The sequence below is a fragment of the Rhizobium sp. 3T7 genome (genome assembly GCF_020166565.1).
Taxonomy (GTDB): Bacteria; Pseudomonadota; Alphaproteobacteria; order Rhizobiales; family Rhizobiaceae; genus Rhizobium.
Map to the genome: position 1 here is coordinate 197,707 of NZ_JAIQXS010000001.1, position 26,663 is coordinate 224,369.

At 59.7% G+C, this 26,663-nt stretch carries 24 protein-coding genes and 2 tRNA genes; 18 read left to right on the plus strand and 8 right to left on the minus strand.

Going from position 1 to position 26,663, the window contains the following annotated elements; genetic code table 11:
* Positions 1–61: 61 nt before the first annotated feature.
* Entirely contained in the window at positions 62–1,120 is a 1,059-nt protein-coding gene (locus K9B32_RS00990) for a YcbK family protein (protein WP_224560059.1), read from the minus strand.
* Between the two features lie 156 nt (positions 1,121–1,276).
* Positions 1,277–1,717, minus strand: a complete 441-nt coding sequence (locus K9B32_RS00995) for a VOC family protein (RefSeq protein WP_224560060.1) — start codon at positions 1,715–1,717, stop codon at positions 1,277–1,279.
* Positions 1,718–1,912: 195 nt separating this feature from the next.
* On the opposite strand from K9B32_RS00995, the gene K9B32_RS01000 reads away from it, so the two are divergent.
* Together K9B32_RS01000 and K9B32_RS01005 are read left to right on the plus strand one after the other, a co-directional pair.
* Positions 1,913–2,491: a cold-shock protein gene (locus K9B32_RS01000; RefSeq protein ID WP_007535143.1), complete on the plus strand. Its 579-nt coding sequence runs from the start codon at positions 1,913–1,915 to the stop codon at positions 2,489–2,491.
* Positions 2,491–2,970 carry a DUF192 domain-containing protein gene (locus K9B32_RS01005; RefSeq protein ID WP_224560061.1) on the plus strand — a complete coding sequence of 160 codons (480 nt, stop codon included), beginning with the start codon at positions 2,491–2,493 and terminating at the stop codon, positions 2,968–2,970. Before K9B32_RS01000 ends, K9B32_RS01005 begins: the two co-directional genes overlap by 1 nt.
* 59 nt (positions 2,971–3,029) lie before the next feature.
* Here the strand turns inward: K9B32_RS01005 and K9B32_RS01010 are convergent, their stop codons facing one another.
* Both K9B32_RS01010 and K9B32_RS01015 read right to left on the minus strand, forming a co-directional pair.
* Positions 3,030–3,668 (minus strand): outer membrane protein, encoded by a 639-nt coding sequence (locus K9B32_RS01010; protein ID WP_224560350.1) that lies wholly within the window; start codon positions 3,666–3,668, stop codon positions 3,030–3,032.
* Positions 3,669–3,892: 224 nt separating this feature from the next.
* Positions 3,893–3,969: transfer RNA gene (locus K9B32_RS01015), tRNA-Pro, on the minus strand.
* A gap of 337 nt (positions 3,970–4,306) precedes the next feature.
* Here K9B32_RS01015 and K9B32_RS01020 point away from each other — a divergent pair.
* Both K9B32_RS01020 and K9B32_RS01025 read left to right on the plus strand, forming a co-directional pair.
* Positions 4,307–4,612: an ETC complex I subunit gene (locus K9B32_RS01020; protein ID WP_224560062.1), complete on the plus strand. Its 306-nt coding sequence runs from the start codon at positions 4,307–4,309 to the stop codon at positions 4,610–4,612.
* Between the two features lie 50 nt (positions 4,613–4,662).
* A tRNA-Arg gene (locus tag K9B32_RS01025) sits at positions 4,663–4,739 on the plus strand.
* A gap of 1,233 nt (positions 4,740–5,972) precedes the next feature.
* On the opposite strand, the gene K9B32_RS01030 is transcribed toward K9B32_RS01025, so the two are convergent.
* Positions 5,973–7,139 carry a dihydrodipicolinate synthase family protein gene (locus K9B32_RS01030; RefSeq protein WP_224560063.1) on the minus strand — a complete coding sequence of 389 codons (1,167 nt, stop codon included), beginning with the start codon at positions 7,137–7,139 and terminating at the stop codon, positions 5,973–5,975.
* Between the two features lie 258 nt (positions 7,140–7,397).
* Between K9B32_RS01030 and K9B32_RS01035 the strand changes: the two genes are divergently transcribed.
* Genes K9B32_RS01035 through K9B32_RS01055 form a run of 5 tightly spaced genes read left to right on the plus strand, consistent with a single transcriptional unit; the run spans position 7,398 to position 13,345 of the window.
* Positions 7,398–8,444: a LacI family DNA-binding transcriptional regulator gene (locus K9B32_RS01035; protein ID WP_224560064.1), complete on the plus strand. Its 1,047-nt coding sequence runs from the start codon at positions 7,398–7,400 to the stop codon at positions 8,442–8,444.
* Positions 8,441–9,445 (plus strand): Gfo/Idh/MocA family protein, encoded by a 1,005-nt coding sequence (locus K9B32_RS01040; RefSeq protein WP_224560065.1) that lies wholly within the window; start codon positions 8,441–8,443, stop codon positions 9,443–9,445. Before K9B32_RS01035 ends, K9B32_RS01040 begins: the two co-directional genes overlap by 4 nt.
* A gap of 9 nt (positions 9,446–9,454) precedes the next feature.
* Complete coding sequence (locus K9B32_RS01045) at positions 9,455–11,068, plus strand: acyl CoA:acetate/3-ketoacid CoA transferase (RefSeq protein WP_224560066.1); 1,614 nt, start codon at positions 9,455–9,457, stop codon at positions 11,066–11,068.
* Positions 11,061–11,840, plus strand: coding sequence for an enoyl-CoA hydratase/isomerase family protein (locus tag K9B32_RS01050; protein ID WP_224560067.1), 780 nt, complete (start codon positions 11,061–11,063; stop codon positions 11,838–11,840). Before K9B32_RS01045 ends, K9B32_RS01050 begins: the two co-directional genes overlap by 8 nt.
* On the plus strand, positions 11,834–13,345 hold the full coding sequence (locus tag K9B32_RS01055; RefSeq protein WP_224560068.1) for an aldehyde dehydrogenase family protein: 1,512 nt from the start codon (positions 11,834–11,836) through the stop codon (positions 13,343–13,345). The genes K9B32_RS01050 and K9B32_RS01055 overlap by 7 nt, the downstream gene beginning before the upstream one ends.
* A 199-nt stretch (positions 13,346–13,544) precedes the next feature.
* Here K9B32_RS01055 and K9B32_RS01060 read toward each other — a convergent pair whose 3' ends face one another.
* Positions 13,545–14,588, minus strand: a complete 1,044-nt coding sequence (locus K9B32_RS01060) for a LacI family transcriptional regulator (protein WP_224560351.1) — start codon at positions 14,586–14,588, stop codon at positions 13,545–13,547.
* Between the two features lie 347 nt (positions 14,589–14,935).
* Here K9B32_RS01060 and K9B32_RS01065 point away from each other — a divergent pair, with 347 nt between their 5' ends.
* From K9B32_RS01065 to K9B32_RS01105, 9 genes are all read left to right on the plus strand, one after another.
* Positions 14,936–16,195, plus strand: a complete 1,260-nt coding sequence (locus tag K9B32_RS01065) for an ABC transporter substrate-binding protein (RefSeq protein WP_224560069.1) — start codon at positions 14,936–14,938, stop codon at positions 16,193–16,195.
* Positions 16,196–16,275: 80 nt separating this feature from the next.
* A complete protein-coding gene (locus tag K9B32_RS01070) occupies positions 16,276–17,229 on the plus strand; it encodes a carbohydrate ABC transporter permease (protein WP_224560070.1) in 954 nt (317 codons plus the stop codon).
* Complete coding sequence (locus K9B32_RS01075) at positions 17,226–18,170, plus strand: carbohydrate ABC transporter permease (RefSeq protein WP_224560071.1); 945 nt, start codon at positions 17,226–17,228, stop codon at positions 18,168–18,170. The genes K9B32_RS01070 and K9B32_RS01075 overlap by 4 nt, the downstream gene beginning before the upstream one ends.
* A gap of 4 nt (positions 18,171–18,174) precedes the next feature.
* Positions 18,175–19,290 carry an ABC transporter ATP-binding protein gene (locus K9B32_RS01080; RefSeq protein ID WP_224560072.1) on the plus strand — a complete coding sequence of 372 codons (1,116 nt, stop codon included), beginning with the start codon at positions 18,175–18,177 and terminating at the stop codon, positions 19,288–19,290.
* Between the two features lie 19 nt (positions 19,291–19,309).
* Positions 19,310–20,815: a GMC oxidoreductase gene (locus K9B32_RS01085; RefSeq protein WP_224560073.1), complete on the plus strand. Its 1,506-nt coding sequence runs from the start codon at positions 19,310–19,312 to the stop codon at positions 20,813–20,815.
* Positions 20,812–21,591, plus strand: a complete 780-nt coding sequence (locus K9B32_RS01090; RefSeq protein WP_224560074.1) for a 3-ketoacyl-ACP reductase — start codon at positions 20,812–20,814, stop codon at positions 21,589–21,591. The genes K9B32_RS01085 and K9B32_RS01090 overlap by 4 nt, the downstream gene beginning before the upstream one ends.
* Before the next feature lie 12 nt (positions 21,592–21,603).
* Positions 21,604–23,259, plus strand: coding sequence for a GMC family oxidoreductase (locus K9B32_RS01095; RefSeq protein ID WP_224560075.1), 1,656 nt, complete (start codon positions 21,604–21,606; stop codon positions 23,257–23,259).
* 36 nt (positions 23,260–23,295) lie between these two features.
* Complete coding sequence (locus tag K9B32_RS01100) at positions 23,296–24,555, plus strand: glycerate kinase (protein ID WP_224560076.1); 1,260 nt, start codon at positions 23,296–23,298, stop codon at positions 24,553–24,555.
* A 405-nt stretch (positions 24,556–24,960) separates the two neighbouring features.
* On the plus strand, positions 24,961–25,728 hold the full coding sequence (locus K9B32_RS01105) for an SDR family NAD(P)-dependent oxidoreductase (protein ID WP_007788449.1): 768 nt from the start codon (positions 24,961–24,963) through the stop codon (positions 25,726–25,728).
* 1 nt (position 25,729) lies between these two features.
* Here K9B32_RS01105 and K9B32_RS01110 read toward each other — a convergent pair whose 3' ends face one another.
* Both K9B32_RS01110 and K9B32_RS01115 read right to left on the minus strand, forming a co-directional pair.
* Entirely contained in the window at positions 25,730–26,083 is a 354-nt protein-coding gene (locus K9B32_RS01110) for a helix-turn-helix domain-containing protein (protein WP_224560077.1), read from the minus strand.
* Entirely contained in the window at positions 26,080–26,661 is a 582-nt protein-coding gene (locus K9B32_RS01115) for a TetR/AcrR family transcriptional regulator (RefSeq protein ID WP_224560078.1), read from the minus strand. The genes K9B32_RS01110 and K9B32_RS01115 overlap by 4 nt, the downstream gene beginning before the upstream one ends.
* Positions 26,662–26,663: the final 2 nt, after the last annotated feature.

A 26,663-nucleotide genomic window follows, 5' to 3' on the forward strand; every position in this document is an offset into this window, starting at 1 on the left:
TCGGTCGGTGCTCGCAATTCATCCAGCAAACTTACGTGGCGTTATGAACGCCTCAGCAGCGTCACAGGGCGTGCGCGATGGTCGCCGGAGCAGTCCTGCCTCCGCAACCCCAGTTCCAATCCCGGTTCTTTCCGGTGTCGAGGTGGACAGAGTCGGTATGGCAGTAGGTGCCGACACCGCCGCGATCCGGCAGCGAGCGGATATAGCTTGCGATATCCCATTTCGACACGCCGTCGATCTGAATGTCGGCCGCGTCACAGGTCTTGTGCATGGATTCTTCGGCGCCGCCGACCATGCGGTTGTGGTCCGGGTCGCGGTAGCCCGAGGTGACGACGACCGGTTTGCCGAAATGCGTTTCGACCGCCTTGATCACGTTCAGCAGGTTCGGCTTGAAGCAGCCGACTTCCACCTTGTCGTTTTGAAGATGCAGGCCGTTGGGCGCAATCCGCGTCATGCCGGGCAGGGAGGCCTTTTGCAGCAATCCGGAAAGACTGCCGAGCAAGTTTTGCCTGGGCGCGCTGTAGAGCGCATTCATCGTCTGGCCTGCCAGGGCTCCCGTCGAGAATGAGGCGCTGTGCGCCGGGGCGCTCGTGTTCTGTGAGGATTGCTGTGGCAATAGCGGCTGGCCCTGCTGTGTTTGCTGGGACTGATCGACCGGAACCTGGCTGCTATACACGCTCGAGCGCGTGGGGCTGACACCAACCGGCCCGTAGGCGTTGCCACCGGCCGGCTGCAGTTGGGTCGAGGTCGGATTGTTCTGCGGCAGCGTGCGTACCGAAAAGATGCTCATCGCCTGCGCGTTGATGCCGGTTGACTGCATTGCCAAGCCGCCGATATTGGCGGGAGCAGAAACGGCCGATCCTGCTGCCATAGGCTGCGCGTTCGGAGCCTGCGCGGGCTGAGAGCCCGATACATTCGCCACCATGGGATCGCGATAGCCGGGCTGGGCAGGGGTGGTTGCGGCGGCTTGCTGCGCTACTGCTGCCGGTTCGACCGGGGCGACGACGGCCGCGGCATCGGCAGCCTTCTTGTCCGACATGCAGCCGGTGAGCAGCAGCGTCGCCGATGTGACGATCAGCAGGGTAGGTCCGAAAGGTAACCGCTTTTCAACAGCGAGCACGCGAGCATTCTCCAGAGGATGGCGAAAGCAGCGCCAAAATCGCGTCGTTCGCCTTGAGTCGGCTGGAGAGTGCCTGCACCATTAGCCTGCGGCAAGCGCGATGCGGACACGCAGGTCCGAAATCGCAAAAGCCGCAAGCCTCGCAAAAGCCTCGGCTTACCAGGCGCCGGTATTGCCCATCGAAGCCCAAGGTTCTGCCGTCGGGAGGCTGCCACCTTTCTGCAGAATCTCGATGGAGATATCGTCCGGCGAGCGCACGAAGGCCATGTGGCCGTCGCGCGGCGGCCGGTTGATCGTGATGCCACTGTCCATCAGCTTCTGGCAGATGGCGTAGATGTCGTCGACCTCATAGGCGAGATGACCGAAATTGCGCCCGCCGGTATAGTCTTCGGTATCCCAGTTGTAGGTCAATTCCAGGCAGGGCGCGCCCTTGGCGCCGGCCTCGGCCTTGTCGCCGGGAGCTGCAAGAAAGACGAGTGTGAAGCGGCCTTTCTCGTTTTCTGTGCGCCTGACTTCTTCGAGGCCGAAGAGCGTGGTGTAAAAATGCAGGGAGGCGTCCAGATCTTTCACGCGGACCATGGTGTGGAGATAACGCATTCTATTTCCTCTCTAATGCGGGGCGTTGGATTCATATGTGGCGGAACACCAGCTTCGGGCAAGACAGCGGGGTATGATCGGCAATTGGGAATAATCGAAAAGTAGGACTTGCGCTAATCCGTTACCAACATGTTAATCTTGATCTCAAGAATCAGTTAACCGTAACAGTGTGACGCGTATTGAGGGGCTGGCGACATGGCTGACAGGATTTCATCGAAGGAATTCACCGACCTCGATCAACTCGCGGGGGAAGCGGTCGACCTCATTGAAATCACTGGCGTCGTCAAGTGGTTCGACGTGGCCAAGGGCTTCGGTTTCATCGTCCCGGACAACGGCATGCAGGATGTCCTTCTTCATGTGACCTGCCTGCGCCGAGACGGCTACCAGACAATTCTCGAAGGTACACGGATCGTCGCGCTGATCCAGCGCCGTGAACGCGGCTATCAGGCATTCAAGATTCTCTCCATGGACCAGTCGACGGCCGTACATCCTTCGATGCTGCCGCCGGTTCGCACGCATGTGCAGGTGACGGCGACGAGCGGGCTCGAGCGCGCGCTGGTCAAGTGGTTCAACCGCACAAAGGGCTTCGGCTTCCTGACGCGCGGCGAAGGCACGGAAGACATTTTCGTCCACATGGAAACGTTGCGCCGGTTCGGTCTCACCGAGTTGCGCCCGGGTCAGGTTGTGCTCGTGCGCTACGGCGATGGCGACAAGGGCTTGATGGCTGCCGAGATCCATCCAGACGTGCCGAGCCCGGTGAGCCGCGCGCACTGATGCGGATGTCTGCCCATTGGATCAGAAGCGCCCTCGCGGCGCTTTTTTTCATCATAGCCCTTCCGGCTCTTTCCCAAGAGCCGATGACCTTTGACAAGGAACCGTTGATCATTCAGACGGCTTCCGGCAAGCGACTGAACTTCATCGTCGAGATCGCCGACACCAACGAACAGCGCCAGCGTGGCCTCATGTATCGCAAGGAGATGGCCGAAGACGCCGGCATGATCTTCGATTTCGGCGTTTCGCGGCGGGTGCAGATGTGGATGGAAAATACCATCCTGCCACTCGATATGCTGTTTGTCGATTCGACGGGCACGGTTCGCAGCATAAAGCAGAACGCGGTGCCGTACTCACGAGACATCATCGATTCGATGACGGAGGTGAAGTACGTGATCGAACTCAATGCCGGCGTGACAGCCAAGCTCGGCATTAAGCCTGGCGACAAGGCGATGAGCGCGACGACCACAAGGAAGAAGTAGAAGGGCGCCCATCGGAGCGCCTGTTCTTTGCCGTGTGATCTCTGCAGCCTGCGTGAAGGCTAGAACTTGACGCCGAGGCCCGCCGAAACGATTTGCTCGTCGAGATCGACGTCGGCTCCCTGGATCTCTTCGTCGCTGTAATCGTTGTAGCGATATTCTGCCCGACCGAAGAGGTTGTCGGTAAAGGCGTAGTCGAGGCCTGCACCGACCGTCCAGCCGTTGAAGGTCTTGTCCGCATCGCCGGCAGGCGTATCGATGGTGGCACGCGTGGTGGCCCAGCCCGCTGTGGCGAAGATCAGGGCGCGGTCGACGGCATAGCCGACGCGGCCGACGACGGAGCCGGAGAGATCTGTACCTGCCTCTGTTGGCGTGCCAAAGACGGTCAGATCCTTCTTGTTCCAATTGTAAGAAAGGTCGCCTTCAATACCGACGACGATGGTATCCATCTGATAGTTCGCGCCGACGAAGCCACCGACCAAGCCGCCGTTGAAATCCTCGGAAGAACTGGCGCCGGGTATGCTGAAATCGCTGTTCAGGAAACCTATGCCGCCGCGTAGGCCTGCATAGGGTCCGGTCCAGCTGAAAACTGGGGCAGGTGCAACGGGCATCCCTGGGACATCGGGTGCAAGGTCCGCTGCGCAGACCGGCAGGGCAAGTGCGGTCACGACGAGAGTGAGCGAAATCCGCAAAGACAACATCATGAGATTCCCCGTAACGTTAACAAAGTGCAGCTGAATATGGTGAATGATACCTTGTGCAGCCTTAACAAGGGGTTTCTGCGCAATTTTCGCGCGTTGGTGCCATTGTTGCTGCGGAGCGTGCCAAGAACATGTGCTTTAGCGGGGAAAAGGCAAAAGCCGCACCAATTCTCGCTCGGAGGCCAGGCCGCGTTCGTTGGTCATGCCGTGAATTGAGAGAAAAATGGTCGGAGTGGAGAGATTCGAACTCCCGACCCTCTGGTCCCAAACCAGATGCGCTACCAGACTGCGCTACACTCCGTGCCGACGAGGGAGGGCAATACACGGTTCGCCTCGCGCCCGCAATACATAAATCGCGTATCCCCATGCTTGGTGTAAGCCCCCCATCGTTCAGCTTGCTGTGCGGAGTGGTTGATATGAGCACGAGTTATCTAGTGATCGCGAAAAGAGGAGGGCTGCCGGAAAACCATCGGAAATCCAGCGCTCCGCCGCCTTGGCTTTTTTCTTGAAAAGAAAGGGATTCGTCGGTAAGCAAAATTCATCTCTTTGTGCGATAGTTTGGATGAAGAGAAGCCTCGGATGTGGGGCAGAGTGAAGTTTCGAGTGCGAAAGCCCGCTAATTCGGAGGCGTTGCAGCAATGTCTGCCAAGATCTACCGTCCAGCCAAGACCGCGATGCAGTCCGGCAAGGCAAAGACAAAAATTTGGGTTCTCGAGTTCGATCAGGAGACGCCGCGTACCATCGATCCGATCATGGGTTACACGTCTTCCTCGGACATGCGCCAGCAGCTGAAGCTGACCTTCGAAACGCAGGAACTCGCTGAAGCTTACGCGAAGCGCAACGGCATCGAGTATCGGGTCATCGCTCCTAAGGATCCGCAACGCCAGACTGTGGCTTACCCTGATAATTTCCGCTATACGCGGACTCAGCCATGGACGCATTGATCCGCTTTCATGCACGCTGATTTGACCAAGGCATGAAGCCTGGGTCACTCGGCCCCTTAGCTCAGCTGGATAGAGCACCTGCCTTCTAAGCAGGTTGTCGCAGGTTCGATTCCTGCAGGGGTCGCCATCAATTTTGCAAGCGATTGATTTAGCTCAATCTTTTTGTGTTTTCCCCTCGCTGAGTTCCAGTGAGGGGTAAGAATGTTCTCGTTCAGTTTCTCAGCGCCTGCAATCGCAAGCTTCCGCTTATTTGCGCTCCGGGTGTAAGGGCTGCCCTTTGCGTCGCCCCCCACCCGAATCTGATGAAGGACCAAGACCCGATGGCTTTTATCTACGAGACATAGTCGAAACAAAAGAGTATCCACCGGAAGTGAGCGAGAGAATACTTCTGGAGCAGGAGTCCAGGTTTCTCGACGAACTTAAAGTAACTCTCGCGAAGTTGTGAATTGCCTGCGGCACGGAATAGCCTGATAGCATTATGTTTGTTCCCAGCGGCGATCCGACGATGGTGAGCGGCTGCCCTCCATTCCCGATTTCTCTTGCTATTCAGCGGCCAATGACAGCTAGCTCTGTTTTCACGAGGAGACTACGCCAATGGCCAAGGGTCAGGTACGAAGCAACAAGGAAACCAGGAAGCCTAAGAGGGAAAAGGCCGCCGCTAAAAGCGCCCCGCCCACTTTAGGTTCTCAGGTCAAGGACAGCCAAAGCGCCCTAAAGAAGAAGTGAGGTACGGGAAGGCGGTTAACAGTCGCCTGCTCTACTACTGAGATAAGCCAATCCAGCCAGATCCGACCCCAAAGGCGGCGCCACCCAAAACCAACAACGGATATCTTGGCGGCCGTCGCCTGACCACGAGTGCAATCCCCAAATAAGGCCCTTAAACTGGGGCGGCGGGTAGCTCGCCGCTTTCGCCAGGGCGGTCCGCGAGTATCATAATTAAAGCGCCGCGCTCCGACCCAAATCGGCGCTGCCTCAGAAACGAACTCACGAGTGTTGTTTCATGACCGCCAGACGATGGGTTTGCACGGTGGACGCTGCGCGGGCAAGGGGCTGCCCTGTCGAAGTCGTTGGTGACATTATCGCCCCATAGGTCCGATAGTTGATGTTGGTGTGAACGTGGATGGCCCCTAGGATTCGCGTGCCTCCGGGGTACGTCGTCGTGACTGAAACGATTGTCCGGCAATTAGTTAGGCCGCAGACTCATGCGCGGGCCATAGCGCTCTGGCAGGTCGCCACGGCGCGCGACGCGCCCACAGACAGTTGAGCTGCCTCGATGGATGCTTGAGCCGCCCCGGAGGAAAGTTGCCCCGAGGCGGCATGAGCCGCATACGTACAAAACGTACTCGCCCTCCTCGACGGTTCATTCAATGCCGAATACGCCCATAAAATGCCTCATGCGTGCGGTGGCAAGCTCTGGCTTGTCGAGGACGTTTGCCTTGTCGGCAAGCCGGAAGATATCGGCATAGTGATTGATGCCGCGCGCCGATTGCAATCCAGCAGGAAGGCTGAAATGGCTCTGGTGGCCGTTCAGCCAGGCGAGGAAGACGACACCGGCCTTATAGTACTGCGTCGGCGCCTCGAAGATCTTGCGGGAGAGCGGAACAGTCGGCTCGATCACCGAGCGGAAGGTAGCGGCATCACCTGTTGCAAGTGAGGCCAATGCCTTCGACGCTGACGGTGCAACGGCATCGAAGATGCCGAGGAGGGCATGGCTATAGCGGCGGCCATCGCCTTCGATCAGCTCCGCATAGTTGAAATCGTCGCCGGTGAAGCAAAGGATGCCTTCCGGAAGCCGATTGCGCAGTTGTATTTCCTTGGCGTTGTCGAGCAGCGAAATCTTGATCCCCTCGACCTTCTCCTTGTTCTCATTGATGATCCTGAGAACGCACTCGAGCGCCGGTTCAAACTGCGCACTGCCCCAGTAGCCTGCTAAGTTCGGATCGAACATGTCTCCGAGCCAGTGTAAGACGACCTTGTCTTTGGCCTGGGAGAGAATTCTGCCATAAACCTTGGCGTAGTCGTCAGGAGAGGACGCCACGCGGGCGAGGGCGCGGCTGGCCATCATGATGGCGCGACCGCCATTCTTTTCCACGAACTCGATCTGAGTCTCATACGCCTTGATGACATCGTCGATCGATCGCGCATCGGATGCAGCGAGATGATCGGTGCCGGCGCCGCATGCAAGGTCAGCCCCCGGAACGGTCCGAGCCTCCACCAACGATCGCCGGATCAGTTCCCGCGCGCCGTCCCAATCAAGGCCCATGCCGCGCTGGGAGGTATCCATCGCTTCGGCGATCTTGAAGCCGAGGCTCCACAGGTGCCGGCGAAAGGCGATTGTTGTGTCCCAGTCAATCGCCGGACGACCCCAGGGATCGAAGTCCTTTCGCGGGTCGGACACAACGTGAGCGGCCGCATAGGCAATCCGGTTGAACTTGGGCGGCGCGGACGGCCGCTCGATCGGCGTCCCTACAAGACGGTATTCGCTGGCGGAACCGTCGGTGTTCGGCAGATTTAAAGACAAGCTCATTGTGATCCTCCTCGACAGCTAGTGACGCAATAGTTTGGATCGTTCCAAATTGCAAGAGTGTTTCTCCGGTTCTTTAGTTTCCGTAGATGGCACGCGAAATGAGGTTGTTTCGAATAAAATAAATGTAGTCTAATCAGAATGATAATTGCTTTTTTGATCTGATTTTCGCCGTCGCGGTCAGATGAAGATTGCGCTTGACATATTTGGAACGTTCCAATTATGTAGCGTCCAAGTTGGCGAGAGCGCCGGGAGGAATTCATGACCAAGGGGCGGGTGACCGTCATTGATATCGCCAAGGCCGCCGGCGTCTCGAAGTCGACGGTGTCTCTGGTGCTGCAAGGGTCGTCGCTCGTGAATGAGGGGACGCGATCCAAGGTCAATGCAGCGATGCGTGAGCTTGGCTACGTCTATAATCGTGGGGCAGCGAATCTGCGCCAAGCAAGTGCGAAATCGAAGATCATCGGTGTTGTCGTGAACGACCTCACCAACAGCTTCTTTGCCGAACTTGCGGTTGGCGTCGATATGGTCGTGCAGTCTGCCGGCTTCGTACAGTTCCTCTCGAATACCAGCGAGAGCATCGACCGGCAGCGAGAAGTCGTTGCCTCGATGAGGGAACATGGAATCTCGGGCCTCATCGTCTCTCCGGCGCGCGCTACCGAAGCGGCCGATCTCAAGCCGCTCGTTGCTGCCGATATTCCGGTCGTTGTCGTTGTTCGCAGCCTGCCTGGTGCGAAGGTTTCGTCAATTGTTTCCGATAATCAGGGCGGGACCTCAGCGGCGGTCGAGCACCTGGCATCCCTAGGGCACACGCGAATCGCGTTTCTCGGCGGATTTCCCGATACGGCGGTCTTCGAAGAGCGTCTGGGGGGCTATGCGGGCGGCATGAAGGCGGCGGGCCTCGGCTTTCATGAAGAGTTGGTCGTCTCGTCAGCGCCCTCAAGGGCGGGCGGTGTCGACGCGATCGGACGGGCGATGGCGATGGGCGATCGGCCAACGGCGGCGGTTTGCTTCAATGATGCCGTCGCCTTCGGTGTGTGCGATGGCTTGCGCGCGCGTCACATGGAGCCCGGTCGGGACTTCGCTGTCGTCGGCTTCGACGACGTGATCGAGGCGCAAACGGCAGTCCCGGCTCTCACGACCATTTCCGTTGATCCTCAGAGTATGGGTAGACGCGCAGCGCAGCTTCTCCTCAAGCAGATCAATGCCGGCAAAGCGGAGCCCGAAAGCATCACGACCGCCGTCCGGCTTGTCGTTCGCGAGAGCTGTGGTGCCGCGCAGAAGAAGGCAGGGAGAAAGATGGCATGACGGTTCGTTGGGGGCTGATTGGCGCGAGCACCATCGCGCGCGAATGGGTGATTAGCGCTATCCGCGCGACCGGCGGCAATATCGTCTCCGTCATGAGTTCGAGCGCGGAGCGCGGCCGGTCCTATGCGAAGGAAAACGGGATCCCGAGGCATGTCGCAGATGTCGATGCCCTTGTGAACGATCCGGATGTCGATGCGGTCTACATTTCGACGACCAACGAACTTCATCGCGACCAGGCGATCGCTGCGACCCGCGCCGGCAAGCATATTCTTTGCGAGAAACCATTGGCGATGTCGTTACAAGATGCGCACGCCATGGCGAAGGCGGCGAAGGAGGCCGGCGTCGTGCTCGCCACCAACCACCATCTTCGCAATGCCTCCACTCACATTGCCATGCGAGACGCAATTGCCGCCGGAAAAATCGGCAAGCCACTGGCCGCCCGCGTCTTTCATGCCGTCTACCTGCCGGCCCACCTGCAGGGCTGGCGGCTCGATAAGCCCGAAGCCGGTGCCGGCGTCATTCTGGATATCACGGTCCATGACACCGACACGTTGCGGTTTGTTCTCGGGCGTAATCCGGTGGAGGTAGTCGCGTTTTCGCAGGCGGCGGGCATGGGAAAGCCTGGCGTCGAAGATGGCGTCATGGGCGTGATGCGTTTCGAGGACGGTATCCTCGCGCAGTTTCACGATGCCTTCACCACCAAATATGCCGAGACGGGGTTTGAGGTGCACGGCACCGAAGGTTCGCTCGTCGGCCGCAACGTTATGACGCAGCGTCCGGATGGGACGGTGGCGCTGAGGAATGCGGATGGCGAACAGCAACTGCCGACCAACGCGAGCAATCTCTACGAAACTGCACTGCAAGCCTTCCACGGTGCGGTGGCCGGCAAGGGCCGTCCTTCGGCGACGGCGGAGGATGGCATCTGGTCGGTCGCGACAGGTCTTGCCGTTGTCGAGGCGACCAAAAGCGGTTCTGCCGTGAAAATCGAAACAGGACTTTGAGTAATCCCAATGAGCAAGCACATCACTCCCGCCGAAGCTGCCGCACTGATCCCCGACGGAGCAGTCGTATCTGTGTCGTCATCGAGCGGCCTCGGCTGCCCCGACCTGATGTTGAAGGCGATTGGCGAGCGCTTCGACACCACCGGTCATCCGCGGGATATCACAACGCTGCATCCGATTGCGGCAGGTGACATGAGCGGCATCAGGGGCGTCGACCACATTGCCAAGAAGGGGCTTTTGAAGAAGATCGTCGGCGGCTCCTATCCATCGGGTCCATCCAGCGCGGAGCCACCGCTGATTTGGCAGATGATCACGAGCAACGAGATTCCGGCCTACAATATTCCTTCGGGCATCATGTTCGATATTCATCGGGAGGCTGCTGCTAAACGCCCCGGCGTTCTGACGAAGGTTGGTATCGACACGTTCGTCGACCCAAAGAGGCAGGGCTGCGCGATGAACGACCTTGGGGCAGAGGAGCCCGTAGTCAAGCGTGTCTTGTTCGAAGGAGAGGACTGGCTGTTCTTCCCGTCGATTGCGCCGCAGGTCGCCATCATCCGTGCGACAACCGCGGACGAGCGCGGCAACCTTACTTATGAGCACGAAGGCGCCTATCTCGGTGGCCTAGATCAGGCGCTTGCTGCCCGCAATAATGGCGGCATCGTCATCGCCCAGGTCAAGCGGATTACCAAGGAAGGTTCGCTGAAGCCGCATGACGTGCGTGTACCTGGCATGTTGGTCGACTATGTCATCGTCGATCCGGACCAGAAGCAAACCACACAGACGCTCTACGATCCGGCCATCTCAGGCGAAATCTTTCGGCCGCTGGACAGTTTTCGCGTGCCGGAATTCAATATCCAGAAGGTCATCGCGCGCCGCGTTGCACAGGAGCTGCAGGCGGGCAGCTGCGTGAATCTAGGCTTCGGCATTTCTGCCAACGTGCCGCGCATCCTGCTTGAGGAGGGGCTGCACGGCGCAGTCACCTGGGTCATAGAGCAGGGAGCCGTCGGCGGCGTCCCTTTGCTGGACTTCGCGTTTGGCTGCGCATCGAACGCCGATGCCTATATGCCGTCGCCATATCAGTTCACCTACTTTCAGGGCGCTGGCTTCGATGCGTCGCTGCTGTCTTTCCTTGAGATCGACAAGAATGGTTCCGTGAACGTCTCGAAGCTCTCGTTCCGTCCCCACGTGACAGCGGGGGCCGGCGGCTTCGTCGATATCACGGCGCGGGCGAAGAAGATCGTATTTTCCGGCATGTTTAATGCGGGGGCGAAGCTTGCCATCATCGACGGCAAGTTGGTGATCGAGAAGGAAGGCAAGCTGAAGAAGCTCGTAAACGAGGTCGAGCATGTCACCTTCTCTGGTAAGCGGGCGATCGAGCAGGGCCAAGACATCACTTATGTCACCGAGCGGTGCGTGATGACATTAATGCCAGAAGGCGTCGTTCTGACGGAGATCGCACCGGGCATCGACCTGCAGAGCCACATCCTCGATCAATCCGAATTCCCGCTGATCGTAGCGAAGGACCTCAAGGTTATGGATGCGAAGCTTTTTGGCGAAGCAAATATAGGCCTGTCTCTGGCGAAGAAGAGCACCGGCGTTCTGGAGGGTGTCTTCAATGGCTAGCGGCACCGTCAGGATCCAGGTCGAGGATCACGTCGCGATCATGACGGTATCGCGGCCGGAGAAGCTGAACGCGCTCGATCTGGACATGCTAAAGGCGCTCGCGGATGCCGCCGACGAAGTCGAGGCCAACGCCGACGTGCGAGTGGCAATCCTGACAGGCGAGGGCAAGGGCTTCTCGGCTGGTGGCGATATCAAGGCGTGGGGCGGAATGCAGCCGCAGGAATTCGGCCATGCCTGGGTGCGCCATGGACACCGAGTGTTCGAGAGACTTGCGACCCTCAGGGTGCCGCTGATCGCAGCCCTGAATGGCCACGCTCTCGGTGGCGGGCTGGAGCTTGCTGGTGTCGCCGACATTCGCATTGCCGAAGAGCACATCAAAATCGGACTGCCGGAAACGGGCCTCGGCATGGTCCCCGGCTGGTCCGGCACGCAACGCCTTGTGAAGCGCTTCGGCGCGCAGGTGGTTCGCCGCATGGCGCTGGGTGGTGAGATATTCACTGCCGAGGAAGCCCGTGTGCTCGGGGTTGTGGATGCGGTCACATCGAGCGGCAACGCCGTCAATGCCGCGAAGGAGTATGGGCAACGGGTCGCGTCGAGAGGGCCTGCCGCGCTGGAGATCGTGAAGCTGATGATCGCTTCGGCAAATGGCGAGGACAACGGCACTGCCGTCGAAGCGCTGGGTTCGATCCTGGTCGCGAAGACCGCCGATCTCAAGGAGGGCGTCGCGTCTTTCAGCGAAAAGCGCCCGGCCAAATTCAAGGGAGAATGGTAATGACGGTTCTGGTCAATCCAAAGGCGCTTAGCGACCACAAGACCCGCGACTTCAAGATGCTGGTCGATGGCAAGTGGGAAGCGGGGTCCGCCCAGCTGATCGAGCGCGTTGCGCCGAGCCATGGCGTCGTTGTGAGCCGTTTCCCGGCTGGCAGCAAAGCGGATGCCGAGCGCGCGATCCTCGCCGCTCGCAAGGCCTTCGATCACGGGCCGTGGCCGCGAATGACCGCTTCCGAACGGTCTGCCATTTTGCTCAAGGCGGCTGATTTAATCGCTGCTCGTGCGGAAGAGCTCGCCTTCCTGGACGCGATCGAGGCCGGCAAGCCGATCTCCCAGGTGCGCGGCGAGATCGCGGGCTCGGTTGACATTTGGCGCTACGCGGCGGCCCTTGCGCGCAATTTGCACGGCGAGAGCTACAACACGCTTGGAGACGGCACGCTTGGCATTGTCTTGCGCGAAGCGATCGGTGTGGTGTCGATTATCACTCCCTGGAACTTTCCATTCCTGATCGTCGGCCAGAAGCTTCCCTTTGCCCTAGCAGCCGGATGCACGACCGTCGTCAAGCCGTCGGAGTTGACCTCGGGGTCGACGCTTGTGCTTGGCGAAATCCTCCAGGAAGCCGGCGTTCCGGACGGCGCTGTCAATATTGTCACCGGTACGGGACCGGAGGTCGGAGCAGTCCTGACGTCCCATCCGGAGGTCGACATGGTGTCTTTCACCGGCTCCACCGGTGTCGGCAAACTCACCATGGCGAATGCCGCACAGACACTCAAAAAGGTCTCGCTGGAACTGGGCGGCAAGAACCCGCAGATCGTGTTCCCCGATGCGGATCTCGATGCGTTCATCGATGCGGCCGTTTTCGGTGCTTATTTCAATGCCGGTGAGTGCTGCAATGCAGGCTCCCGTCTCATCCTGCACAAGAGCATCGCTTCCGATGTCGTCAGGCGCGTTGCCGACCTCTCGAAGGACGTCAAAGTTGGCGATCCGCTCGATCCAACCACGCAAGTTGGTGCTATCATCACGCCGCAGCATCTGGAGAAGATTGCCGGTTACGTGGCCGGCGCAACCAGCAGCGGCGCGCAAGTCGCGCATGGCGGCGAAAAACTTGACCTGGGCATGGGGCAATACATGGCGCCGACCATCCTCGAGGCGGTGACGCCCGGAATGGCGGTTGCGCGCGAGGAGGTCTTCGGTCCTGTCCTGTCCGTTCTCACGTTCGAAACCACGGCGGAGGCAATCCAGGTCGCCAACGCCATCGACTACGGTCTTTCGGCAGGGGTCTGGAGCCGCGACTTCGATACCTGCCTGACTGTCGGGCGCAAGATACGAGCCGGGACGATCTGGATGAACACCTTCATGGACGGGGCTTCCGAGCTGCCGTTTGGAGGATACAAGCAATCGGGGCTCGGTCGTGAACTCGGCCGTCACGCGGTGGAGGATTACACCGAAACCAAGACGCTCAACATGCATATCGGCGGCCGCACTGGCTGGTGGATGCCGCGGTAAGACTGCCGAGGAAGCTCAAGTGGGAGAACGGAGAGAGCAAATGGCTGGATCGACGTTCGCTGGTGGCAACTGGCGTGCCTTTCGCTTCCTCATTCCCGCGCTCCAGGACTGGGCCAAATTGGGTCTGTGCCAGATGGGTGGGGATGCGGCCTGGCGTTTGGCCGGCGCTACTTCTGGTCGGAGTTCGAGAACGCAGCTGTCAGCTGCTTCCAGCTTCAACGGAAAGGGGTGGCTGCGGCGTCAGCAGTACCTGCAACTGGTCTATATCCGTCTCGCCGCTGATCCGTTTCTTCAGAATGCTGCCGATCTGCTCGCCGGTGGCCGTCAGGTCCTCATAGATGGTCTCCACCTTCGGTTGGATGGCGGAGAGGAGCTGGGACGTCTGCTTGGCGACGATGTCGTATTCAACGCCGAGTGTGAGACCGCAGTCGCTCATGCCGGTGACGGTGGCGAGCGCGCAGACTTCGCCGCCGCAGGTGAATGCATCGGGTGGGTCGGGTTCCCGATGGCGTCGGGCGATGCGGTCGCGAATGGCGCCTGCCGGATGATCGAGGTCGATCTCGGAGATGACCTCATAGGCGCAGCCGGCTTCGCGAACGGCGGTCATGAAGCCATGCAGGATATGGCTGCCGAAGCTGAACTGCATCGGGCCGCTGATCAGAGCCGGCTTGCGGCGCCCCTTGGCGATCAGCCGCTTGGTTGCCTCGTAGGCGAACGTGAAATTGTCGTAGTCGACATAAGGATGCGGGGTCGAAAGTTCGGTACGGCCATGGGTGACGAACGGAAAATCGTGCTCCATCAGCAACCGCACGCGTGGGTCGAAAGGTTCGGTGCGCGACATCACCAGGCCGTCGGCCATGTGGTTGCGCATGATGTAGTTGACCGCCTCGATGTTGGTTGTGTGCGGCAGGTTGGGCATGACGATCAGATGGTAGGCGGTGCCCTGCAGTGCCTTGGCGATGCCGGACATGATCGAGGTGCCATAGCCGAGGATTTCCTCGTGCGGCTCAAGCAGGATGGCGATGACATTTGTGCGGCCGGTCTTCAGGCGCTGGGCGGCGCGATCGGGGGAATAGCCGACCTGAATCGCGATCTCGCGGACACGCTTGCGGGTTTCGTGATTGATCACCGGGTCGTCCGACAGCGCCCTCGACACTGTGGTTACGGCAAGGCCTGCCATATCCGCGATCGTACGCAGCGTTGGTTTGCCGCTCCTGCGGGTCGATCTGTTCGTGGGCGGCATTGCGATGCGAGACACGCTCGGCTTTTCTCCAAAGGGGTCGGATTGCCGGACACTAACGCGACAGCCAAGCCGATGCAATGCTGGACTGGAAACGTTTTAAATTTTCTGCTCAGTTTCGCTTGTTATGCAGGTAATGCTAAAAAACAAACAAAAACATATGGTAACTTATGTTTTCTCGAACGTGGAAAGGCGGCACGTGTGACTTGACTTGGTTAAGTTTATAACGTTTTAAATTAACGCAAGCGGCGTTTTCGCCGTGATAGCCAGGGCCTTTGTGCGGGGAGTGTGCACGGGCTTTTGAACGCGGATTTTCCGCTTTTGTGAACTTGCAAACCGGGAGGAAAACGATGCGCAAGTTTTTGATGACGACTGCTTTGGTGACAATGACGGTAGCTGGCCTCGGCGCCGCCAAGGCCGCCGACGTGAAAGAAGTGCAGATGCTGCATTGGTGGACATCGGGCGGCGAGGCCGCGGCCCTCAATGTCCTGAAGGAGGATCTGGCAAAGGAAGGGTTTGCCTGGAAGGACGTGCCGGTCGCTGGCGGTGGTGGTGACGCGGCAATGACCGCGCTCAAGGCCATGGTTGCTGCGGGCACCTATCCGACGGCTTCTCAGATGCTCGGCTATACCGTTCTCGACTACGCACAGGCCGGTGTCATGGGCGACCTCACCGAGACGGCGGTGAAAGAGGGCTGGGACAAGTCGGTCCCGGCTGCACTGCAGAAGTTCTCGATGTATGACGGCAAGTGGGTTGCCGCTCCGGTCAACGTTCACTCGGTCAATTGGCTGTGGATCAACAAGGCCGTCATGGACAAAATCGGCGGTACCGAGCCGAAGACCTTCGACGACCTGATTGCACTGCTCGACAAGGCCAAGGCGGCAGGTGTCACCCCGCTCGCGCTCGGAGGCCAGAACTGGCAGGAGGCGACGATGTTCGACTCCATCGTGCTGTCGACGGGTGGGCCCGAGTTCTACAAGAAGGCCATGAACGATCTCGACGAGGAGTCTCTGAAGTCGGACACGATGAAGAAGTCGTTCGACAATCTCCAGAAGATGGTCACCTACGTCGATCCGAACTTCTCCGGACGTGACTGGAACCTCGCAACGGCCATGGTCATCAAGGGCGATGCACTCGTTCAGGTCATGGGCGACTGGGCGAAGGGCGAATTCGTAGCGGCCAAGAAGACGCCGAATACGGACTTCCTGTGCTACCGCTTCCCGGGCACTGACGGCAGCGTGATCTACAACTCCGACATGTTTGGCATGTTCAATGTGCCGGACGATCGCAAGGCGGCCCAGGTCGCGCTTGCAACGGCAACTCTTTCCAAGAGCTTCCAGTCTGCATTCAACGTCGTCAAGGGCTCGGTTCCTGCTCGTACCGACGTGCCGGATACCGACTTCGATGCTTGTGGCAAGAAGGGTATCGCCGACCTGAAGAAGGCGAACGAAGGCGGCACGCTGTTCGGGTCGCTGGCGCAGGGCTATGGCGCTCCCCCGGCAGTCGCCAATGCCTACAAGGACGTCGTCTCCAAATTCGTGCATGGCCAGATCAAGACCTCCGATCAGGCGGTCGAAGAACTCGTCAAGGCAATTGAGGACGCCAAGTAACCAAGGCCTCCCGCGGTCTTCCCCGCCCTCGTGGCGGGGAAGGCTCCGCAACGGACGACATCGTCGGAGGAGATGAACCCATGAGCACCATCACTACAGATAAAACCGTTCTTGCGCGACACCAGGGAACGCCAATTTCAATCCGCGCGCGCCTGCAGGACGCGCTGCCGAAGATCGTGCTCGCGCCGAGTTTCGCCATCACGCTTGTTTTCGTCTACGGCTTCATCATCTGGACGGTCTATCTGTCCTTTACCAATTCCAAGACGTTTCCGTCTTACGCCCTGACCGGGCCGCGCGCCTATCAACGGCTCTGGCGCTGGACGTTTGAAAGCGATCCGCCCTCCAGTTGGTACACCTCGATCACCAACATGGGCATTTTCGGCGTCCTCTACATCGGTATATGCCTGGCGCTCGGACTGTTTCTGGCGATTTTGCTGGATCAGAAAATCCGCGGCGAAGGCATACTGCGGCCGATCTTCCTGTACCCGATGGCGCTTTCCTTCATCGTCACTGGCGTTGCCTGGAAATGGTTCCTCGATCCGGGCCTTGGCCTTGAGCAGACACTGCATCAGTTCGGCTGGACGAGCTTCCACTTCGACTGGATCAAGAACAAGGATTTCGTGATCTACACGGTCGTGATCGCCGGCGTTTGGCAGGCCTCCGGCTTCGTGATGGCGATGTTCCTTGCCGGCCTTCGCGGCATCGACAGCGAGATCATGAAGGCGGCGCAGATCGACGGCGCAACCACGGTGCAGCTCTATCGGCGCATCATTATTCCGCTGCTCAGACCCATCTTCCTATCGGCCTTCATCGTGCTCGCCCACATGGCGATCAAGTCCTACGACCTTGTTGTGGCGCTGACATCGGGCGGACCGGGTGGCTCGGCCTGGCTGCCGTCGAACTTCATGTACGAATACACGTTCAAGCGGAACGAGATGGCGGTCGGGTCGGCCAGTGCGGTGATCATGCTGATGACGATCTCGGCGATCATCGTTCCCTATCTCTATTCCGAGCTCCGGGAGAAATCGCGATGAGCGCTGTCACCTCGACCATTTCCGACGCGGCCAATGCGGCGCGCTCCAGAATGTTCAGTCGGATTTTCATCTACGGCCTGCTGGTCATATTCGCGGTCATCTATCTGATGCCGTTGTTCGTCATGCTTGTGACTTCGTTCAAGACGATGGACGAAATCCAGAGTGGCAATATGCTGGCCTTGCCGCAGTCGCCGACGATCGATCCCTGGTTCAAGGCCTGGGGCGAGGCTTGCGTCGGTCTGACCTGCGCCGGCATCAAGGGTTACTTCTGGAACTCGATCAAGATGGTCGTCCCGGCTGTGGCGATCTCGACGATCATGGGGGCGCTCAACGGCTACATCCTGACTAAGTGGCGCTTCCCCGGCCACACGCTGGTATTCGGCCTGATGCTGTTTGCCTGCTTCATTCCGTTCCAGTCGGTGCTTCTGCCCATGGCGACCATCCTTGGCAGTCTCGGCCGGTTCGGGGCGGCGTTGCGCAACGAAATTGGCGTATCGCTGGGTTTCGGCAATCCGACCGTCAATCTCGTCACCGTTCACGTCATCTACGGTCTCGGCTTCACCACGCTTTTCTTCCGTAACTATTACGAGGCCTTTCCGACCGAATTGGTGAAGGCGGCGCAGGTCGATGGCGCAAGCTTCTTCCAGATTTTCCGCCGCATCATGCTCCCCAATTCGCTGCCGATCATCGTCGTCACGGTCATCTACCAATTCACCAATATCTGGAACGACTTCCTGTTTGCCTCGGCCTATGCGGGAACGGGCGATTCCATGCCGATGACCGTGGCGCTGAACAACGTCGTGAACACCTCCACGGGTGTCGTCGAATACAACGTCAACATGGCGGCGGCGATGATCGCAGCCTTGCCCACACTCCTCGTCTACATTCTCGCCGGCCGCTACTTCGTGCGTGGCCTGATGGCGGGCGCTGTCAAAGGATAATCCAATGGCTTTCCTCGAAATATCCGGTCTCAAGAAGCGTTTCGGCTCATTGGAGATCCTCAAGGGTATCGACCTTGAACTGGAGAAGGGCGGCTTCCTTGTCCTGGTTGGTCCCTCCGGTTGCGGCAAGTCGACATTGCTCAACACCATCGCCGGCCTCGAATCGATTACCGCGGGCGACATCCGCGTCGATGGTCGAAGCATCGCCGACCTGCATCCGTCGAAGCGCGATATCGCAATGGTGTTCCAGAGCTACGCGCTCTATCCCAACATGACGGTTGCCGGAAATATATCCTTCGGCATGGAAATGCGCGGCGTACCTGTCGAGGAGCGCAACGAGGCGATCGACAAGGTCGCCAAGGTGCTTCAGATCGGCCATCTGCTCAATCGCAAGCCGAGCCAGCTGTCGGGTGGGCAGCGGCAGCGCGTTGCCATGGGGCGAGCGCTCGTCCGCGATCCCAAGCTCTTCCTGTTCGACGAGCCGCTTTCAAACTTGGACGCTAAGCTGCGTGTCGACATGCGTATCGAAATCAAGCGGCTTCATCAGGCGACCGGCACGACGATCGTCTACGTGACCCACGACCAGATCGAGGCAATGACGCTCGCAACCAAAATCGCCGTCATGCGGGATGGCGAGGTGCAGCAATTTGGCACGCCTGCGGAAATCTACAACAATCCCGCCAACATGTTCGTGGCTGATTTCATGGGGTCTCCGGCCATGAACCTTCTCGCGGGAACGATCGAGAAGGGGGCCGCGGGATTGACAGTATCGCTGGCGCGTCCGCACGGAGAACCGGTTCGGCTCCCGGTCACATCAGGCAACGGTGCGCTTGAGGCGCATGCCGGCCGGGAGATCGTCTTCGGCATCCGACCGGAGGCGCTGACCGACCCGGATGGCGCGGACCGCAACGCCAAGGCCCTAGCCGAAAGCGACTGCCTGATCGAGGTGGTGGAACCGGCGGGATCGGATACGTTCGCAGTGACGAAGCTCGGTGGGAAGGAAGTCGTGGCCCGCCTGCGCGCGGATGCCCGAATTCAGCCGGGGCAGAGCGCCCGCCTGGCGTTCAATCTCGACAAGGCAGTGTTCTTCGATCCTCAAAGCCAGACGCGCATAGCGTAGTCTGGTCTGGATTTTCGAAATGAGCAGCACACCTGATATCATCATCATAGGATCGGGCGTGGGCGGTTCCACCGTTGCCGCCGGACTGGCGGCAACCGGTGCCGAGATCCTGATCCTCGAGGCTGGCGACTTCATTGCCGATCGCCCGGAGAACCGCGACCAACGGGCCATTTTCCAGCGTGGGCATTTTCGTCCAAGGGAGATGTGGTACGAGGCGGACGGTACGGCCTTCAATCCCGGCAATTACTACAATGTTGGCGGTAATTCGAAGTTCTACGGTGCGGTGCTATCGCGCTATCGCCGGGAAGATTTCGAGGAGATCCGCCACAGGGAAGGCGTCTCGCCCGCATGGCCGTTTCCCTATGAGGTTCTGGAGCCCTGGTATAGCCGCGCGGAACGGATGTACGAGGTTCGGGGAAACCTCGGTGATGATCCCACGGAGCCTGCCCACTCGAGCAACTACGACTATCCGGCTGTTCCCGACGAGCCCCCTATTGCCGATGTCAGAGCGCGACTTAAGGCGAAAGGCCTGCACCCGTTTTCGCTGCCGTTGGGGGTGAATATCGACGCTTGGCTGTCAAAGGCCAAGACACCCTGGGATGCTCATCCGAATTCGCGCGACGGGAAGATGGATGCGGAGACCGCCGCTCTCCTCAAGGCCTTGGAATATCCGAACGTCCGCCTCGAGACGAACGCGAAGGTGATGAAGCTCGAGGCTGATGGAAACGGCAGGATCGAACGCGTCCACTACCGCAAGAACGGCGAGGACCTGGCTGTCGCTCCAAAGCTGGTCATTTTATCGGCTGGCGCCGTTCAATCCGCCGTGCTGCTGTTGCGTTCGGCCGATATGCGCCATCCGAACGGGCTCGCAAATTCCTCCGATCAGGTCGGGAGGAATTTCATGAACCACAATTCGTCGGCGGTGATCGCTGTTTCGCCGACCTATCGAAATAGGTCGATCTATCAGAAAACCTTCGGTTTCAATGATTTCTATTTGTCTGATGGAAACGGCGGCCCACCGCTCGGGAACGTTCAGCTGCTGGGCAGAATCTCGGCAAAGGTACTCAAGGGCTCGCTGCCCTGGGCACCGGAATGGCTGCTCCAGAACATTACGGGCCATGCGATCGACTTTTATGCAATGAGCGAGGATATACCCCACCCGGAAAGCCGCGTGAGGGTGGATGGGGAGCGCATCGTTCTGCAGTGGCAGAGGACGAACTGGGATGCGCATCTCGACCTGGTCTGGAAGCTGAAGGCGGTCCTCAAGTCGATCGGATTCCCGATCGTTCTTTCAAAGCCGTTCGACAAGCGCACGCCGTCTCACCAGTGCGGCACCGTCAGGATCGGCAACGACCCCGCGAGCGCACCGCTGGATCCTTATTGCCGTTCCTACGATCACCAGAACCTCTTTGTAGTGGACGCCAGCTTCCTGCCGACCTCGGCTGCGGTGAACCCTGCTCTGACGGTCGCCAGTCAGGCGCTGCGGGTCGCCGACCACATCGCATCGAAGGATTTGCGCGCATGACAGAGCAGGTTGAAAGGCCAGTCGCCATAGTCACCGGCGGACGCCGCGGCATCGGTCTCGGGATCGCGATCGCGCTGGCGAAGGTCGGTTACAACATAGCGATCACCGGTGTCGGGGGGGCGGAGGAGAGCCAAGACGTCGTCGACGAGCTTCGGGGCTTGGGAGTGGATGCCGTCTATCTGCAAGCGGATGTTTCCGACGTCTCCAGGCATGACGAGACCGTGCGTGCAGTCCTGTCGAGCTTTGGCCGCATCGATTGCCTCGTCAACAATGCCGGAATGGCGGCTGTGGTTCGCGGCGATTTCCTAGGCTTGCTTCCAGAAAACTTCGACACGATCATGGCGACGAACCTCAAGGGCACGGTGTTTTTCACGCAGGCCGTCGTGAAGGCGATGCTCGTGACAGGTGTGGCTCATCATCCGAGATCGATCATCAACATCACGTCTGTCTCCGCCGAGGCAAGCTCGCCGGAACGACTGGATTACTGCATCAGCAAGGCGGGCCTTGCCGCCTTTTCGCAGGGGCTTGCTTTGCGGCTGGCGGATTTAGGAATCGCGGTGTTCGAAGTGCGGCCTGGGATCATCCGGACCGACATGACTGCCGGCGTGACATCGAAATATGACGCCCTCATCGAAAGTGGCCTGGTGCCGATGAGGCGATGGGGCGAGGCCGAAGACCTCGGGAAGATCTGCGCAGCGCTTGCTTCCGGCGACTTCGGCTTTGCCACCGGCACGGTGATTAACGCCGATGGCGGCCTGTCCATTCCTCGCTTGTAACAGGATAGAAAAATGCGTTTCGACTACATCATTACCGGAGCAGGCCCCGCGGGATGCGTGTTGGCCAGCCGGCTGAGTGAAGATCCCGACGTTAATGTGCTGCTCCTTGAAGCCGGTGGAGGCGACTGGAACCCATTGTTCCATATGCCTGCGGGCTTCGCGAAGATGACGAAGGGCGTTGCGAGCTGGGGCTGGGAGACAGTTCCGCAAAAGCACATGAAGGGCAGGGTGTTGCGCTATACGCAGGCTAAGGTGATCGGCGGCGGCTCATCGATCAATGCCCAGCTCTATACCCGCGGCAACGCGGCAGACTATGACCTGTGGGCAAGCGAGGATGGATGTGAGGGCTGGGACTATCGCTCCATACTGCCGTACTTCAAGCGCGCCGAAGACAATCAGCGCTTTGCTGACGATTATCACTCTTACGGGGGCCCCCTCGGTGTCTCGATGCCTGCCTCTCCCTTGCCGATTTGCGATGCCTACATACGGGCCGGCCAGGAACTCGGCATTCCGTATAATCATGATTTCAATGGTCGGCAGCAGGCGGGCGTTGGCTTCTATCAGCTGACGCAACGCGACCGTCGCCGTTCGTCGGCATCGCTGGCATACCTCTCCCCAATTAAAGGACGGAAGAACCTGGCGGTCCGGACGGGCGCGAGGGTGGCGCGCATTGTCCTGGAGGGCCATCGCGCCGTCGGCGTCGAGATAGCGACCGACCGTGGCTCCGAGATCGTTCGCGCCGAACGCGAAGTGCTTGTATCGTCGGGTGCGATCGGATCCCCCAAGCTACTCCTTCAGTCGGGGATCGGTCCTGCTGACCATCTTCGATCGGTAGGGCTCAAGGTGCACCACGATCTTCCGGGCGTTGGTGGCAACCTGCAGGATCACCTCGATCTATTCGTCATTTCCGAATGCACGGGTGACCATACCTACGATGGCGTCGCCAAGCTCCACAGGACGATCTGGGCGGGCATTCAGTATGTGCTTTTTCGAACTGGCCCTGTTGCCTCCTCCCTCTTTGAGACCGGCGGGTTCTGGTATGCCGACCCGGATGCGCGGTCGCCGGACATCCAGTTCCATCTCGGCCTGGGATCCGGGATCGAGGCCGGGGTCGAGCGCCTGAAGAATGCCGGTGTAACCCTGAACTCGGCCTACCTGCACCCACGTTCACGCGGAACGGTGCGGCTTTCCGCGGCTGACCCGAGTGCTGCGCCTCTGATCGATCCGAACTACTGGTCCGACCCGCATGATAAGCTCATGTCACTGGAAGGATTGAAGATCGCCCGCGAGATCATGCGGCAGGCAGCGCTCAAGCCCTACGTCCTGGCCGAGCGACTGCCGGGCCCGAAGGTCATGACCGACGAGCAGCTGTTCAATTACGGCTGCGCCAACGCGAAGACCGATCACCATCCCGTTGGCACCTGCAAGATGGGAACGGGGCCGGAAGCTGTTGTCGGTCTCGATCTCAAGGTCCATGGTCTCGAGGGGCTTCGGGTGTGCGATTCGTCGGTCATGCCGCGGGTCCCATCGTGCAACACCAACGCACCGACCATAATGGTTGGCGAACGAGGCTCTGACCTTATCCGGGGATTGCCGCCGCTGCCTGCAGCGATCTTTGCTCACGAGCGCAACGAAACGCGACCGAGGGCGAGGGCGATCGTCAGCTAAGTGGTCGCGCACCGAACTTTAAAAATGGAGTAGGGTTTGATTTCCGATCCACGAGCTTTCCTGCAAACCCTGTTTCATGAGGCGGTCAAGGCTGCCGACCCCTACGAGGCATTGGTGCGCCACCTGCCGGATCTGCCAAAAGGCCGGACAATTGTTATCGGAGCCGGGAAGGCAGCGAGCCAAATGGCGGCTGCATTCGAGCGTGCCTGGTCTTATCCGTTCGAAGGTCTCGCTGTTGCCAGGTATGGGCCAATCGCGGACTGTCGGTCGACCAAAATTCTGCAGGCGGCTCATCCCGTCCCGGACAGGGCTGGCCTCGTTGCGGCAGAGGCGCTGATAAACCATGTGCATGGGCTGACCTCCGACGATCTGGTCATTGCGCTGATATCCGGCGGCGGCTCAGCCCTCCTGCCGGCACCGCCGACTGGCTTTACTCTCGCCGACGAAAGCGCCTTGAGCGAAGCACTGCTGGCCTCGGGGGCTCCCATCTCAGGCATGAACGTCGTGCGGAAGCATTTCTCTCGCATCAAGGGAGGACGGCTTGCCGCCCTTGCCTACCCGGCCAGGGTAGTCAGCCTCGTTGTATCAGATGTCCCGGGAGACAATCCGGCCTTCGTTGCGTCAGGGCCAACGGTTCCAGACAACAGCGATGCGGAGGAGGCGCTCCGAGTGATTCGGGACTACCGGATCGATCTCCCGGCGCGCGTAATCGACTGTATCCGGAATACGAGGGCGCCAGCCGCCGGCGACAACGTATTCGCCAACAACGAGGTTCATGTGATTGCCTCGGCGCGCGTGTCCTTGGAGGCGGCTGCCGATCGGGCGAGATCCCTTGGCGTGTACCCCCTCATTCTTTCGGATTCGATCGAAGGAGAGGCGAAGGATATCGGCCGGATGCATGCGGCGCTCGCTCGTGAGTTCTCCGCAAGGCCTCCGGCTCCAAAGCCTTTCGTGCTGCTTTCTGGCGGGGAGACCACCGTCAGTATCGGATCTGGAGCATACGGCAAGGGTGGGCGAAATTCCGAGCTTCTTCTCTCCGCAGCAATCGATCTTCAAGGTGTTGACGGTATCGTGTCGATGGCTGCGGATACCGACGGCATCGACGGCTCCGAAGACAATGCCGGCGCCTTTTGCGACGGCGGGACGGTGGCGCGCATCAGGAGCGCCGGCGGCGATGCGCGCGCTTTCCTTGCGGGTCATGATGCGTGGTCGGCCTTCAACCTCGCCGGCGATCTCTTTGTACCCGGACCGACGGGTACCAACGTGAATGATTTCCGCGCTTTTCTTGTAACGTAGGGGCTGCAGCGAGAGGCCGATCAGCCTTGGCGTGTGCCGGTTGGCGGCGTCCTGCGTGAAGTCCCGCAGCACCAAGTCAGTATGCTGCAAGTCTGTGCGGCACGATCCGGCGACACTTATGTCTTTGTTGTGTTTGAGGAAGCCCGCCCCAGGCCCCTCGGGGGCGGGCTCTATCGATCCGGACCCCTTCCGGACCGCGGCTGATGGTGAGCCGCTGGAAATACCAATGCCCGGTGTCGCGCGTTGAGACAACCGAAAGCTGTTCTGTTGGTTATTTGGTAAGGTTAACGACCCGGCGTGCCGTATGTCTGGACATTGGATGGGACTCCCTTCAACACTGGATGCTTGGGCGTTCCCTCAAGCTAGAGTGAGCGACGGCGGAACAAACAAACAAGGGGAGTGGTCATGGTCGACCGGCTGAAGGGGAAAGTTGCAATCATTTCCGGTGGCGCGACGGGCATGGGTGGAGCGGCCTCGCGTCTCTTTGCCGCCGAGGGCGCCAAGGTGGCGATCATTGACCGGAATGAAGCGGCAGCGCGCCAAACGGCGGAGGAAATCCGCGCTGCCGGTCATGTGGCGGAGTACTGGGTAGCCGACGTATCCGACGAGGCGGCAGTCATCCAGGCGGTCAAGGGTGTGGAGGAAAGCTTCGGCGCGGTCACCGTGCTTTTCAACCACGCCGGGACGATCGTCATCAAGCCGTTCCTGGAAACGACACTTCAGGAGTGGGAATGGCTGCATGCGGTGAACGTTCGGTCCATGTTCCTGATGACACGGGCCGTGCTGCCGGGGATGATTGCCGCCGGCGGCGGTTCCATCGTCTGCACGTCGTCAATCTCGGCAGTGGCCGCGACGCCGATGGAGGTGCTTTACGACACGACGAAGGGCGCCGTGCATATGTTTGCGCGAGCAATCGGCGTGGAGTTCCGCGATCGCAACATTCGCTGCAATGCCGTCTGCCCCGGCTTTATCCGCACGCCGCATGGGTTACGCGAGGTGAGCGAATTGCAGGCCCTCGGCGTTGATGTGTCGGACGCTGCCATTGCCGCTCAGCAGGGTCGGATCGGCGAGCCTGAGGACGTGGCGCGCGCCGCGCTCTATCTCGCGAGCGACGAGTCGATGTTCGTCAATGGCGCACATCTCTTCGTCGACAACGGGTTCACCGCTATCTAAATCAGGCGCCGCAACGCCGCCAGCGTGCCGGAGGATGCGCCGTTTGGCGTCGGAACACTGTGATAAAATGGGTCCGCGATCGAAATCCGACATCGATCGCGATTTCATCGATGCTCAGGTTGTCGCTGATCAGCTTCGGTTTCGCGCGCTCTATCCGACGTTCCCGCAGATAGGCGCGTGGACTGAAGCCCGTCGCTGACCGGAACCCCGCAGCGAAGTGCATTGGACTGAGCCCCGCCGCGTGCGCGATGTCAGCGAGCCGAAGCGAGGTCGCCAGGTTCAGCTGGATGAAATCCATGGCGCGCTTAACCCGCCAGGGTGCGAGGATGACGAATTTATTTCGGTGATTCTTCATCTCTGCTCTCCTCTACTGGTCGCAGCAAGAAGTCTGGACTGGACCCGCTGAAGGGTCCGTTCGAAGACCTCAGGTTCGTCGAGTGCCCTGGCGACCACCAAAGCCCCCTGAACGGCAACGACTGTCTCCTCGGCAAGCAAAGTGGCATCAGGCTCGGGGCATCCGGCTCGCGTGAGAGCTGAGGCAAGCGCACTATGCCATTCGGCGAAGTAGTCCCTGACCTGAGCGCTGAACCGGTTGCGAACATTATCGAGTGCGAACGCACCAACAAGGCACACTCGGCTGCCGGAGCGAAAATACCTGGAAACCGAGCTAAACATCTCGGAGATAGCGGAGCGCGGATCATCCGCGCTCCGTAACGGTTCGAAGACCTGCGTCTCGAACCATTCGTCGATCTCGCCGAGCACGGCTGCGGCCATCTCTTCCTTTCCACCGGGGAAGAAGTGATAGAGGCTGCCCTTGCCGAGCCCCGTCTTCTCGGTGATGGTCGAGAGACTTGCGCCCTCGAAACCATATTCCCGAAAGACCTCGGCCAAAGAAGGAATTGCGTCCGAGCGCTCGGCGACGATCTTTGGCATGT